Here is a 13,313-nt window from a genome sequence, read left to right on the forward strand (position 1 = left end):
GGATCAGACCTGTTCGACACGGGCGGGGTCCATCACGCCGAGTCCGCGCCGTGCCGCCACGGTAATCATGGGCAGGTCATGAGGCTCCAGGTCGAACAGGCGGGTAGCCTCACTGTCGGCGGCAACGATATCGGGGGAAGCGATCAGGGTGCGGGCCTCCCGCACATCCTCCAACCTTCCCCCCTGCGGGCCGTTGGCCACCAGAATGCGTGTGGCATCGATGACCGTCAGGTCCGAGTGGACCACGGTATTGATGTCCGCAAGGGCTTCCGGCAGACTGCGATGCAGCACCCCGCGATTGCCGCCGATGACGCCCATGGTATTTTTCAATCCGAGAGTGAGGGTGGAGAGGCCATGGTGTTTCGCCACGGGAACATTGATATAGCGATCGGCATCCAGCGCAGGCTGATAAAAGGGCCAGCGCTGCAGTTCCACGCCGGAGCGGATGGCAATTTCGCGATAGGCGCGGCGATCCATGTGAGAGATGCGCACGCGGTCCGACTTCAAACCCCTGACCATCTCCTCGATGCCGCTGCTGACATAACAGCGACGCGGGTCGTTGCAGCTGCGGTCAAACAGATCAACCGATTTGGCGCCGGCCTCAAGGCAATGCTCGATCAATGCCCGGACCACCAGCGGATGAGTATTGGCGGCGGTCTCCGGCGTCCGGTCCCAGCCGATGTTGGGCTTGATCACCACCGTTTCGCCGGGCCGCACAAAAGACTCCATCCCGCCGAGGGCGGAAAGCGTCTGCGAAACAAGCTCCTCGATATCGGAGGATTGACGACGCGCCAACCGCACCTTCCCCTGTACAGGCGAGGCGAGCGCCGAGATGTCAAGCAGGGGGAGAGCGCCGAAGGCCGCACCGGCGAAGGCACAGCGCAGCGTATTGCGGATAAAGGCACGGCGATCGATGGAAGTCATAGAATCCTTTCGCTGGGAAAATTAAACGACCCGGTCAGATCAGACGGTTGTCGCGCAGAAAATCACGCGCCACATCCCGCATGGCACGTTCCTGGACCTGCCCATCCAGGGCACTTAGATTTTCGTTGTCGATCACACCGCCGAGCTTGTTGATCAAACGCGCCAGGGCAGGAAACTTTTTCAGCGTATCCTTGCGAACCACCGGTGCGACCTGATCGGCCACCTCAGCCGAAACTGAAGACGGATGTTCAAAACCGAAGGGCTGCAGCCAGATCAGGTTCAACTCTTTGTTGTAGCGCTCCTTGATCTGGTCGAACAAAGCCTGAGCGTCTTCCGCCGGGGCTTCCTGCAGCACGCGCACCCAGCCTTCTCCGGTATAGCCGATGGTGATGTCGACCTCGGCACGCATCTGCGCCTGATGAGTCTCGTCGGCCCCCTCGAAACGCTCGATCTTGACGGTCGTCCCCGTGCGCTCGGAAATCAGAAGGGAAACAATCTCGGCCAGCAGCTGCTGCTGCGCACTCGGCGTGGTTCCGATCACAAGGGTTTTTCCCACGCAGGCGGTGGCTTGTCCGGCACCGGACGCCACAACGGAAACGGTTGCGAAAACGATCAGAAGCCAGGTTGCAATCCGGTTCATCGAAAAAACCTCCCGGTAAGGATTGATCATCTCCTGAATTCGCACAAAACCGAATCGGGAGAAACGGAATTCAGAAATTCACCAGCGCGGCCCCGCATCGTTTACGGGCGCCATTCGCCAGGGATCGTACAGAACACGATCGACGGGACCACCCGCACCGACCATGCCTTCGCCATAGTCTACTGCGGCATAGTCGTCGCGGTCAAAAAAGATCGTCGGCTGCTCCGAAGACTCTGGTGAGCGGAGCGCTTTCGTGGCAGCCCCCCACCAGTTGTCGCGTGCGTCAACGTAATCCTGGCCCGCCAGCGGCCCATTCTGCTGCGGTGCCATTTGGCGCTCAGGGGCGCGTTCAGGGGCTCTTTCACCTCCAACCATGGCCCCCTGCGGCAGTGCTCCTGCGGCACTCTGCAGGGGGCCGAGCTTGATGGCGAGCGGATTGCCCAGGAAGTTATTGTCACGCACCAGCGGATAGGAACCAAGGTCACAGAAAAGCGCCACATCGTTGTCACGGAAGATATTGTAATTCACCAGGGGCGATGCGCGGCGCGTCAGGCGCAGGGCAGAATCATTTTTTTCAAACAGGTTGTATTGAAAAACTCCACCGGCAAACTGGTCGCCCGTTATTGCGGTGCGATTGTGCACAAACCGGTTGTCGGACAGCTGCGGCCGCGAAAAGGTGGTGCTGACCAGGGCCTCATCATTGTCTTCAAAATGATTGCCCGACAGGGCCGGCCCCTCGCCGCTGCGTTGGCAGACAACGGCCTGACCATTGCCGACAAAGCGATTTTCCCTGAGTACCCCCGGAAACTTGCGCATCCCCAGCACGCCCTGTCTATTTTCACTGAACCGGCAACTCTCAATGTGGACGACACTATGATTGGCGGCCTTCAGAGCCGCATCCCCGTGTCCCGAAAAGACCGTATCACGAATAACCGCCCGAGACTTGAGTTCAAGGTCGATCCCCACCCCGTTGTTCAAAAAACGGTTTTCGAGAACATTTAATTTCGACTCACGCACGGCCTTGAGCGCCAGGGTACAACTTCGAAACACCGCCTGATTCACCAGCGCCTCGGCTCCCCGAAGCAAGAGCGCGGTTTCGGCAGAAGAAAAATGCGCATGGTGGATTTCGGCAGGGGGCGCCCCCTGTTCCACCGTAATCCCCTGCCACCCGGCAACCGTTTCAAAACGTACCGGGTTGTCCGCGGTGCCCTGTATACGCAGCCTGCCTTCGATCTTCCAGGCCGCATCCGGCTTCTCGATGCGGACCACCGTTCCCGGCTGGAGAGACAACTCCGCCGTGGGCGGCACCCGCAAAGCGCTTTCCATCACAACCTCGCCGGACCAGTGAACCGCCCCTTCCAGCCGCTGTTCGGTCGCGGAAAAAGCAGGTTGCGCATGGAACACCCCCATAACCAGGGCTGTCAGCAAATGAAGGCGGATGAATCCTTGGGGCAGCGCCATCAGAAAACCTCGCTTGAAACTCCAATTGCGACGGAGGGGGATATCCGGAAAAGATGCACGACGCCATCCCGTACACCCACCGCCAGGAATTCCCCCCGGACGAGGGGCCCGCCCTGAATGGCAGCGGGCAGATCCTGTTTGACAAGAAGGCCCCCGCTGTCGGCGTTGAACACCTGCAGCGTTCCCTCGTTATCCCCCACATAAACCCGTCCGCCATGAACCACCGGGGTGGCGTAACCAGCGCCGGACAGGTGAGCCCGCCATAGAACCGAGCCGTTACGCACGTCGATTTTCCATAGACTCCCGCCTGCGGTGGCCACGAACATTGAGTCACCGGTTAGCACCGGTGCGGCGTAAAAGCAGACTTCACCCAGTTCTTTCCGCCAGAGAACCGCGCCGTCATGAGCCAGGGCGGTCAAAACGCCGTCACGAGTCAGAAAAACCGGACCGCCGTCGCTTATAGCGGCAGGAGTCAGGACCGCGGCTCCCAGTCCGGAGCGATAAAGGATTTCTCCCGCAGGACCGATCTTGAATACCTCGCCGTGGACATTTCCAATCCACAACGCTTCTGCGTCCAGAGAAGGCGCCGCCCTCAACGCGGCCCCCAGGTCGAGAGACCAGCGGGGGTCGCCGTTGCCCAGTGATAATGCGTAAAGCGTGCCATTCCACGTGGGCACCAGCAGCAGGTCGCCGCGCGTCACCAACGCGCCCTGCCGATGATCGTCGGCTGCGGATGGGGGATAGGACCACTGCCACAGAATCTCTCCGTTGTCACGGTCAAGGGCGTAAACGCGCCGCCCCCAGGTCTGCACGAACAGTCGATCGTCCTGCGCCGCAGGGGCTGCGTCGATGACATCCCCCAGCGGCCGTGTCCATAGAACACTCCCGTTCAGGTCAAGCGCCCGCAGGGTACCGTCCCAAGAGCCGGCATACAGAGTGTCGTCATCGTCCGCAGAGAGCGCATCCACGAAGCCTCCCGTTTCCCGCTGCCACAGGGAAGTCAGCGACAGGTCGTCGCGTGGGCCGCTGCCCTCTATCCACTGACCTGCCGGAGCGATGCCGACCGTGCCGATTTGCGGATCCTCTCCCCGGTCGTGAATGCGGGAGGCGGCTTCTGCCGCCTCAGCTCCCTGCCACCAGTTATGGGAAAGCGTCAGATGGCCGGTGAAAAAATCTCCCAAACGCAGATGCAGATCATTGTCGTAAAAATTGTTGTCCTGAATCAGGGAGTCCTGATCCTTTTCAAAAAGAAAGATCCCCACCCGGTTATAGCGCAGGATATTTTTTCGGATCTCAACCCGCGAGTCACGGAAATTGATCCCTTTGCCGATATTGTGCTCGATCAGATTGTTGCGCAGGGTAAAACGCGACCTTCCGAGGCGGGTTCCATCAATATTTTCAGCCAGAACGCAGTCCTCGACCACCCCCTTGGTGAAATGGGCATGGAGGCCGTGCGCGGAATGGCGAATCTCGCAATAGCGCAGTTCGATGCGCGGCGAAAAATCAACATGGATTTCGAGCCAGTCGCCCGGGCGGGGTGCGGCTTCAGCACTGTGAAAGCGGATGGGCGCCGCAGGCGTTCCCACGGCCACAAGTTCGCCATCGATCATCAGTCTGGCGTCGCCAAGGCCATCCTGATCTGCGTCCCGACGCACGAAGGCAATATCGGTTCCCGGGGCGATGGTCAAGGTCTTTCCCTTGCTCAAATGCACCGTGCCGTCGATGACAATCGAGTCGTTCCAGAAGGTGTCCTCGGTCAGATGGACGTCCCCCGACAAGCGCACCGGCTCGCGGGAAGCCGTTTCAGGCCGACTCGACAAGTCCGGAGAGACCGGCTGCGGCAGGCATCCGGCAGAAACAACAAGCAGTACGATCAGCACAAACGTCCTTACCACAATGCCTCCACCTTGATGTCGATCCCCTGCAGATGATCGCCCGTTTCGACCTTGAGCGCCTCACCATCCGCTCCCACGTAATCACCCATCAGTTCACCTGAAACGGGCTCGCCGCCGATGTTGCTGCGCGCACGCAGATAATAGCGTCCAGGCTCGGGGAACGAGAGCACATAGGCGCCATCGGCATCGGTGGGCTGGGATACGAACAATGGACGATCGAGCATGCGCGGGTTGTCATAGAGAAGCACCCGCAACCCCGCAACAGGCCGCCCTTGCTGGTCGACAACCCGACCGGAGAGGCTGATGTCGCCGAAGAGATGATCTGCCTGCTCGACCACCTTGTCCGGCACTTCCTGCAGAGAAATGGCCGCTCTTTGAACCTGACCGGTTTCGACCCGCAGGGGGTTGTCATTCCAATAGCCGATAAAATCCCCGGCACGCAGCGGCCCCACCATGGAGCCGTCCCGGCGCAGTCGCGCCACCAGGTAATAGGTTCCGACCGGCAGATGAGCCTCGAACATTCCTTCGTCATCCGTTGGCCCAAGCACGGCAAACCCCATCCCCTTGAACCCGCGGGAGGGGTCGAGGTAGACATGAATCATCGTCCCCGCCACGGGCTTGCCGCGATGGACGACACGGCCAAGAATCCCCTGTGAAATCTCCGGCAGCAGGTCAAACCCGCCGGACGAAATCCCTTTCACACCAAAGGTAACTCCGGCGAGACCTGCAGAGGACACGCGCACCGGGTTGCGCCCATAGTAACCGAAACGCCCCTCCCCACGCGCCAGCAGATAATAATCTCCGCCCTGCGGCAGGGTGAGTGTGAAGTGTCCCTGTTCATCCGTGGGTGCGCTGCGATGGGGGGCTTCGCCGGCCAGGGCCAGAGAGCCCGCGGGCCAGGCCTCGACGTGCATCCCGGAAACCGGCAGCCGCTTATCATCGGCCACCTTGCCCGAGAGTTCCACAGAGGAAGCCGCGCCGGATTGCGGTACGCAAAACGAAAAAGCGAAACAGATCAGGGCGAGAAAAACGGGAATTGAAGGCATCAGGCAAATACTCCCGGGATGTGGCAGAAAATCGTCAACTCGACCGTTGCGGGCGACAGACCCCGGTCAGGCAACCAACAAGGTCGAACCAGCGATCAGAGGGTCAGCTGATAAATCCAGCCCACTCCGATTGACGCGCACAGGCCGACCGCCAGAAAGACTCCAACCACGCGGCGATGAAACATCCCCCACAGGGCAATGATCGCAGGCAGGCTGGTGACCGGGCCGGCAAGCAGCAGAGTCAGCGCCGCCCCCGGATCGATGCCGCGCTCGATGAGTCCGGCCAGGATCGGGATGAGGGGGATCTGATTGCTTGGCAGCGGCAGGCCGATCAGGGATGCGGCCACCAGGGACTGAATGCCGGGCTGTCCCACCAGTACGGTGATCCAGGAGATCGGCACAAAGGTCACCAGCAGCGCCTCCAGCACTATCGCCAGCAGCAGAAACTTCCCGGTGAACAAGGCCGCATCGACGGTGCGGTCAAAAATAAACCGGGCCCGGTTCGCACGAGGCTCAACCGTCATGGTTTTAAGCTTGATCCCATGGGCCTTTCCCACTTCATGGGCGCTGGCCAGCGTGCCATCCTCCCGGTAGACGGGCTTGAGCCGCACCAGGTCGCTGTTGAGCCAGCCGCGACTCTCCAGCATCAGCGTAACGGCTCCGGCACACAGGCCGAGCACGCCGGAACCGATGATTTTCCAGGTCGCCAGATCGCTGCCCAGCCCGCGCCAGGTCAGCAGCAGCGCATCGGGCCCCATGGTCGGAGAGGTTGCCAGCAAGGCCATCAGCGGCGGCAGCGGTGTCCCCATCAGCGCCAGAGAAATCACCACGGGCAGAATGCCGCAGGCGCACAGCGGAGAGACCATGCCGACCGCAATGGCGATCAGGATCCCCCAGAATCCGCTGCGGTTGACCGCATGGCGGATTTTGAGATCGAGTTTGTACCCCTTGATGATGCCGACCAGCAGGCAGGCCAGCAGAAAAAACCACCACATGCGGCGGATTTCTTCGTCGATTACCGACAGAAATTGGGTCAGGGCTGAATCAGGCACGGTCGATCTCGCATCCGGGGGCAGAGGTCGGGGTAAGGTCAGAATTCATAGTGATGGGGACAGTCCATCGTGCGGATTCGGTGATACTTCTCCGTCATGTCGGGGGTCAGAAAAGGGCGGATCTCTTCCAGGGCTTTCGTGAAATGAGCCATGGTCACAATGCGGGCGTCTTCCTTGATGGCATTGACTGTCGCACGCTTGCACAGGCTTTCGATATCCCATCCGACATAGCCTTCAGCCGCCTCGGCCAGGGCGCGCCGGTCGACGTCATCCGCCAGATTGGGCATGCGCTTCAGATAGATTTCAAGCATCCCCTCGCGATCATCCGCAGTCGGCGGAGGGACAAACACCTTGCGGTTAAAGCGCTTTTTCTCCTTGATCAGCGCCTGATCCACCGTATCGATGCGATAGCAGGACCCCATCAGCGCAACATTGGCCACACTGTTAATGCGGTCGACCTGTTCGATAAAGAGCCGCGACAGGTCCTTGTCGGCAAAGGTCGGCGGAATCGCCCGAAAGTTTCCCGGCCCCCACTCGTAATCACAGCCCGCACGGGGGGCAAGCCACTCGCAATCCGAGACAAACAGCACGCAGGGCGCTTCGTGCACGGCGCAGTCAAAAGCCTCCACCAGCTCTCCGCCCTTACCCAGCATCTCCTGCCCGGAGATATAGACGAAGGACACTCCCGCCTCGCGCGCGCAAGCCTCGGCCAGCATGGTAATGCCGGTCCCCAGAGGGCCCCACATCATCACTCCGGCGGGCAGACCGAGATTGTGCAGAGAGATCAATCCCGGCTTCATCAGCGGCAGGCAGACCATTTCGCGCAGAGTCTGCTTGACTTCCGAATATCCGCCGATATCGTCCCACTCCAGAAGGGGATCACGAACTTCATAAAAGATATTGCTCAGTTTGCGATGCATGGCGTTTGCAACCAATCCTTTCGCTTGAGATGGCTTGGATAAAAACAGTAAAAGGGAATCGACGCCTTCAAGACGCCTTCAACGAAGGCGCCGACCATAGATACGCTGCGTGGAGACCGTCGGCAACAACAGTCACAGTCAGCAACTTACATGCCATCAAAGGTCATTCAATAACCGATAAATCTGCTGCTCAAGCTCCCAGACTTCAGCCGCCCGGTCAGGTTCTCCTCCTTCGTCAAGCAGCAGCCGCGCACGATCAAGCACGAAATGGCTTTTAAGCAGTATGGGGGTGAGCTTCTCCTCCAGGCGGATGCGGGGAATCTCTCCCACGGCCTCGTCAAAAGGCGCCAACTCGCCGAGAGCTTTTTCGAACAACTGCGGCACGCGCTCTGTTTCCGCGGAGCCTTCGCCCTGAAAGCCCTGCGAAAAGGCCAGAATATCCTGATACAATTTGCGATATCGCTCGGAAATCGTCATCGTCTTTATCCTTCCGTGCCTCTGAGTTCGACAATTAAGTGTTCAAGACAAAACAAACGGATTTGGCGTAATTTTTCATGATAGAGAACAACCCCCTCAGGTGACAATGAAAAACGCGATTGAAGTAATCTCTGACAACCATGTGTCATCGTCAAAAAATATCCTGATTAGCACTGATCTTCCGCTAAGCGAAGCCAGCGCTCGGACCGTTTGCCTGTGTTGACTGCCGCGAAGGTCATACGCGTGAGCAAAGTTGCAAGATTGAAGCGGCGGTTGAATCGGTACTGATACTCACCGAGATAACGGTGAGCATATTTCTCGAAGTCGAACGCATGGTACGTCCCGTTAATCGCATTCTTGAGGTTGCCCAAAATGGTATTGACCCAGGAAAAGCACTCCATATCCGTGCTCTTTCGGCCTGGCCCGACAATTTCACGTTGTTGAGTGCAGCCAGACTCGGTAATCGACCTGAAGCACCAAAGGCCGTCAGAGACCACGGTCGTTGCCGGAACCAGTGAGCGATCAGCCCAGGTTTTGATCTCAGCACGGCTGAACGCTTTGACCCTGGAGAAAACAACATACAAGGGATGATGCTTCTCGTTTGTCTGACCAGCGGCAATAAAGGGGACTTTGTTCTCGGACCCACGGTCGGCCTTGCCGCCCGAATTTTCGCCTCCAAGGTAGGCGTCATCCATTTCGACACGGCCGCAGAGCCGGATGGTGCTTTCGCCCTCATACATGACCTGCATGAGCTTGTGCTTCATGCGCCAGGAGGCCGGATAACTCAGGCCAACAAGGCGCCGCAGTTCCAGGATCGAGACGTTGTTTTTGGTCTGGCTGAGAAAATACATCGCTTGGAACCATTTGGTCAGTGGCAACTTTGTCGAATGAAAAATCGTGGCTGCGGTCAGTGTTGTCTGAGTTCGACAAACGCGACACTGGAAGACTTTCACGCGACCACGCCGAGACGAAGAATGCTGCTGCTCTTGGCACTTCGGGCACTGAAAGCCTCGGGGCCAACGAGCTTCTTCAACAATCGCCTCACACTGGGGCTCAGTGCCATAATCGGCAAGGAACTGGTTCAGACTCATCCCGGCTTGAAACTGGATTCGATTCATTTTCACGGCATGCCTCCTTGAGGGAAATGCCATGAATTTAATGCCCCGCCGTGTCACAATATGTCAATCTGTGGCCGGCAGAAGATTCGTGCTAATCAGGTTTATTTTTAAGCGCCATTTCAAAAATTTTCCTCTTACCAAGTTGCCGGAAAAATATTTTCTCGCCTCATGCAAATCTCATATTTATAAAATTTGAATCTAACATCCCGTCTCTATCTTTGGCCTCAGCAAAGGAGATGTCTAGATGTCTGTATATCAAATTGAAAAAGGCGCGGGCTGCCAGCCTGCCTATCGCCAGATCAGCGAAAAGCTGACGAAAGAGGTTCAAAGCCTATATCAGCCGGGCGATCTGTTGCCGCCCGAAAATGCACTGGCGTCGCTGTTTGGGGTCAACCGGCACACACTCCGCAAAGCGGTCGATGAACTGGTAATCGACGGGCTGGTACAGCGTCAACATGGCAAGGGGATCTATGTCCTCGATACTGCGATTAAGTATTCCATCGGCTCACGAACCAGGTTCACCGAAGCGCTTGAGGCTCAAGGATATTCTACCGAAAGCCAGGTGCTGGATAAAAAGGTCATCTCCGCCAGGGGGAAAGTCGCGAAACGGCTTGGAATTGCCGAAGGAGAGCAGGTGATCTATATCGAAAGCCTGCGTAAGGTTGAAGGCAGGCCATTCTGCCTGATCTCTCACTATCTGCCGCTTGCCATCTGCCCTGAGCTGATCGAGAACTACGACAGCGGTTCGTTACATAAATTTCTGGAAAAATCCTGCGCCATAAACCTCACCCGTCAGGAAAGTCTGGTGAGCACGACTCTGCCTGATGCTGACGAAGGGAAGAAGCTGCAGATGCCTCTGCGGATACCGATCCTGAAAGTCAAAAGTATCAACATCGATACCAAGACCCAAATACCTGTCGAATATGCGGTGACGCGGTTTCGTGGTGATTCCGCAGAACTGAGCTTTAAACCGTAAAAAATCGAATTGGAGAAAAGAAGATGAAAGCGAGAGCCCTTATCGGCCTTGTCCTGTTGATTTCCTGCCTCGCTGGAGGGGTATTTGCCGCTAACCTTCCAGATGGGTCTAAACAACGGCCCTTGCGCGTACTCATGGTGCCTGCTGATACCGGCACAAATGACATTACCCAGGACTATGCACCGGTTTTTAACGGTATCACTAAAAATTACGGAATCCACTTTGACCTCAAGGCGGGCAACAGCTATGCGGCTGTCGTCGAAGGGATGTGTAACGATCAGGTCGATATCGCCTGGTTTGGCGCATCGACCTATGGGCTAGCCAACGAAAAATGCGGTGTTGAACTGCTGGCCGTTGATGTCACCCAGGGGGATTCGTCCTACTATTCAGGGGTCTTTACCCGCAAGGGGAATGACATCAAGTCGCTTGCCGATCTGAAGGGAAAAAGCATGGCCTTTGGCAGTCCCAATTCAACCTCATCCTTTAACTTCCCGGTTGCAATGTTGCTCGCCGGGGGAGTTGATCCAACAACTGATCTGAGCAAAATCATCATTGCCGGCTCCCACTCTGCTTCAATCGCTGCTCTTGCCGAAGGCAAAGTTGACGCTGCTGCAGCCTCTTACAATTCCTTCGAAAAAGCCGTCAAAAATGGCGCCATCGATCCGGGGAAATTTGCTCCTCTCGCCAAGTCACAACCGATTCCCAACCCGCCTCTGGCCATGAATAAGGGGCTGGACAGCGAACTGAAGAAGAAGCTGCGTAAAGCCTTCAGTGAGATTCACACCAAGATTGATCCCTCAAAAATTCGTGGTTACGGAGGGAAAAAAGTCGACCGCTACGATGCTGACTTTGACGAGCAGAAAATTATCGCCGCTCTTTCCAAGCTGAGTGCCGTGACCAAGCAGGTCAAGGAAAGCATGCTTGACAAGGCAGGAACGCGTTAAAGGCAAATATAAAGGGGTGGTGGAGAGACATTTCTCTCCATCGCCGCGACAAAAGGAGTTTGAAATGTTACGTTTTGAATCTGTAAACCGCACTTACGCCGATGGAACCCGAGCGATTAAAGACGTCTCGCTGCACATTAAAAAAGGCGAGTTTTGCGTATTGCTGGGGCCTTCCGGCGCGGGAAAATCAACGTTGATGAATATGGTTAACGGAATGGTCGAGCCATCAAGCGGCCATGTTCATATCGGCGATTTGGAACTCAACAGGAAAAACCGGGTCAAGATTCAGCGCCGAATCGGCATGATTCACCAGCAACTGCACCTGGTTCCTCGGCTGTCCGTTTTACACAATGTCCTCGCGGGCCTGCTTCCGGACGTCAATTTCTGGCGCAGCCTGGTCAAGTCCTTTCCATTTAAAGACCAGCGGCGCGCGTTTCAACTGATGCAGGAAGTTGGTCTCGAAGAAAAGCATCTCAAGCGCAGAGCATCGGATCTTTCAGGAGGGCAACAACAACGGGTGGCGATTGCGCGTGCCTTTATTTCAAACCCGGAAGTTGTGCTCGCAGACGAACCTGTTGCCAGCCTCGATCCCGCCATGAGTCGCAGTGTGCTGAAAAGCTTGAAATCGGCAGCGCAAAGCCATGGCGCGACGGTGATATGCACCCTCCATCAGCTTGACTATGCCCTTGAGTTTGCCGACCGTATCGTCGCCTTGCGAGAAGGAGAAGTTTTTTTTGACGGTCACCCGAGTGACCTCGATCTGGCGACTCAGGATCAACTCTACGACATGACTCGCCCTGCACCGCCAAGACAGGAGAAGGTTGCAGCGTGAACTCGTCATCCGACCAGAGCAGGCCTTGGCAGCAGTGGGATTTTCACCGCGCAATAACCCCTAAAAATATCTTCATTGCGCTTGTCTTGTTTGTTCTTCTTTCGATTTCAGCTCACAACACCGAGATCGACATCGCTGTCGTCAAAACCTCAAAAGCGATTCTTTCGGCCATCGGAATTGGTGAATCTCAAGTTCTTGATGGGGCCGTCCGTTTCGCCGGCAAGGCGTTTCCACTGCAGATTGCCCAGCGCACGGAAGTTTCGCGGGTGGAAGATTTCGACCCTGAGAATTTGCCGCTTTTTGCCTACGTCGAGTTCGCAGAAAACCGCGAATACGATGTCATGACCAACACCTGGTCATCTGAAACAGTCGAGTTTCTGGTCGAGCCGGTCGGATATCTCACCAAGGTCCTAAAGAAAATGTGGGAGACCGTTGAGATGGGGTTCTGGGGCACCATGATTTCCATCATGATCTCCTTGCCTCTAGGGATTGCCGCCAGCCGGAATTACGCACCCTTCAAGTGGGTCTATTCGCTCACGCGGGGAATATTGAGCTTTCACCGGTCTATGCCGGAACTGATCCTCGCCCTGTTTCTGGTACTTATGTTTGGTTTTGGACCTATTGCGGGTGTTCTGGCGCTGGCGATTCACACCAGTGGAGTTTTGGGGAAATTTTTCGCTGACGAAATCGAAAATGCTCCTCCTGGTCCCCAGTTGGCTCTTGGCTCTTCAGGGGCCGGGCGCTTGAAGGTCCTTTACTACGCGGTCGTGCCGCATGTCCTGCCGGCCTGGATTGCATACGTTCAGTACATTTTTGAACGCAATATCCGTACGGCGACCGTTCTCGGCATCGTCGGTGCCGGTGGCATCGGTATGGAGTTGAAAGGCCGCTGGGACCTGTTCGACTACGGCCATGTCGCAACGATTCTACTGATTATTTTTATAACCGTTGTTCTGCTGGAAGCGGTCTCGCAACGTATCCGCAAAAAGACGATATAGGTCAAAAAAATTTCTACTGATGATGTCTAG

The 13,313-nt window shown here is 56.8% G+C and carries 13 protein-coding genes; 4 read left to right on the forward strand and 9 right to left on the reverse strand.

Annotated features, from left to right (window positions below):
- Nucleotides 1–3: 3 nt before the first annotated feature.
- The 9 genes from GSUB_RS11770 to GSUB_RS11810 form a co-directional block, all read right to left on the reverse strand.
- The gene (locus GSUB_RS11770) at nucleotides 4–924 is read right to left on the reverse strand and encodes a DUF362 domain-containing protein (RefSeq protein ID WP_084212010.1); all 921 of its coding nucleotides are present in this window, start codon (nucleotides 922–924) and stop codon (nucleotides 4–6) included.
- A 34-nt stretch (nucleotides 925–958) separates the two neighbouring features.
- Nucleotides 959–1,564 carry a glycine betaine ABC transporter substrate-binding protein gene (locus GSUB_RS11775; protein ID WP_158414079.1) on the reverse strand — a complete coding sequence of 202 codons (606 nt, stop codon included), beginning with the start codon at nucleotides 1,562–1,564 and terminating at the stop codon, nucleotides 959–961.
- Nucleotides 1,565–1,642: 78 nt separating this feature from the next.
- Complete coding sequence (locus GSUB_RS11780; RefSeq protein WP_040200946.1) at nucleotides 1,643–3,025, reverse strand: right-handed parallel beta-helix repeat-containing protein; 1,383 nt, start codon at nucleotides 3,023–3,025, stop codon at nucleotides 1,643–1,645.
- Nucleotides 3,025–4,920 carry an outer membrane protein assembly factor BamB family protein gene (locus GSUB_RS11785; protein ID WP_144402006.1) on the reverse strand — a complete coding sequence of 632 codons (1,896 nt, stop codon included), beginning with the start codon at nucleotides 4,918–4,920 and terminating at the stop codon, nucleotides 3,025–3,027. The genes GSUB_RS11780 and GSUB_RS11785 overlap by 1 nt, the downstream gene beginning before the upstream one ends.
- Nucleotides 4,914–5,966: a carboxypeptidase-like regulatory domain-containing protein gene (locus GSUB_RS11790; protein WP_040200948.1), complete on the reverse strand. Its 1,053-nt coding sequence runs from the start codon at nucleotides 5,964–5,966 to the stop codon at nucleotides 4,914–4,916. The genes GSUB_RS11785 and GSUB_RS11790 overlap by 7 nt, the downstream gene beginning before the upstream one ends.
- A gap of 95 nt (nucleotides 5,967–6,061) precedes the next feature.
- Complete coding sequence (locus GSUB_RS11795) at nucleotides 6,062–7,018, reverse strand: permease (protein ID WP_040200949.1); 957 nt, start codon at nucleotides 7,016–7,018, stop codon at nucleotides 6,062–6,064.
- A 38-nt stretch (nucleotides 7,019–7,056) separates the two neighbouring features.
- A complete protein-coding gene (locus GSUB_RS11800) occupies nucleotides 7,057–7,938 on the reverse strand; it encodes an AAA family ATPase (protein ID WP_040200950.1) in 882 nt (293 codons plus the stop codon).
- 156 nt (nucleotides 7,939–8,094) lie between these two features.
- Entirely contained in the window at nucleotides 8,095–8,415 is a 321-nt protein-coding gene (locus tag GSUB_RS11805) for a hypothetical protein (protein ID WP_040200951.1), read from the reverse strand.
- A 167-nt stretch (nucleotides 8,416–8,582) separates the two neighbouring features.
- Entirely contained in the window at nucleotides 8,583–9,539 is a 957-nt protein-coding gene (locus GSUB_RS11810) for an IS1595-like element ISGes1 family transposase (RefSeq protein WP_102607466.1), read from the reverse strand.
- A 238-nt stretch (nucleotides 9,540–9,777) separates the two neighbouring features.
- On the opposite strand from GSUB_RS11810, the gene phnF reads away from it, so the two are divergent.
- The 4 genes from phnF to phnE all read left to right on the forward strand — a co-directional run bounded on the left by phnF (nucleotide 9,778) and on the right by phnE (nucleotide 13,283).
- A complete protein-coding gene (gene phnF / locus GSUB_RS11815) occupies nucleotides 9,778–10,509 on the forward strand; it encodes a phosphonate metabolism transcriptional regulator PhnF (RefSeq protein WP_040200953.1) in 732 nt (243 codons plus the stop codon).
- A 23-nt stretch (nucleotides 10,510–10,532) separates the two neighbouring features.
- Nucleotides 10,533–11,453: a phosphate/phosphite/phosphonate ABC transporter substrate-binding protein gene (locus tag GSUB_RS11820; protein ID WP_040200954.1), complete on the forward strand. Its 921-nt coding sequence runs from the start codon at nucleotides 10,533–10,535 to the stop codon at nucleotides 11,451–11,453.
- A gap of 64 nt (nucleotides 11,454–11,517) precedes the next feature.
- Nucleotides 11,518–12,285: a phosphonate ABC transporter ATP-binding protein gene (gene phnC / locus GSUB_RS11825; RefSeq protein ID WP_052464893.1), complete on the forward strand. Its 768-nt coding sequence runs from the start codon at nucleotides 11,518–11,520 to the stop codon at nucleotides 12,283–12,285.
- A complete protein-coding gene (phnE, locus tag GSUB_RS11830) occupies nucleotides 12,282–13,283 on the forward strand; it encodes a phosphonate ABC transporter, permease protein PhnE (RefSeq protein WP_040200955.1) in 1,002 nt (333 codons plus the stop codon). The genes phnC and phnE overlap by 4 nt, the downstream gene beginning before the upstream one ends.
- Nucleotides 13,284–13,313: the final 30 nt, after the last annotated feature.

The sequence above is a fragment of the Geoalkalibacter subterraneus genome (assembly GCF_000827125.1).
Lineage (GTDB): Bacteria > Desulfobacterota > Desulfuromonadia > Desulfuromonadales > Geoalkalibacteraceae > Geoalkalibacter_A > Geoalkalibacter_A subterraneus.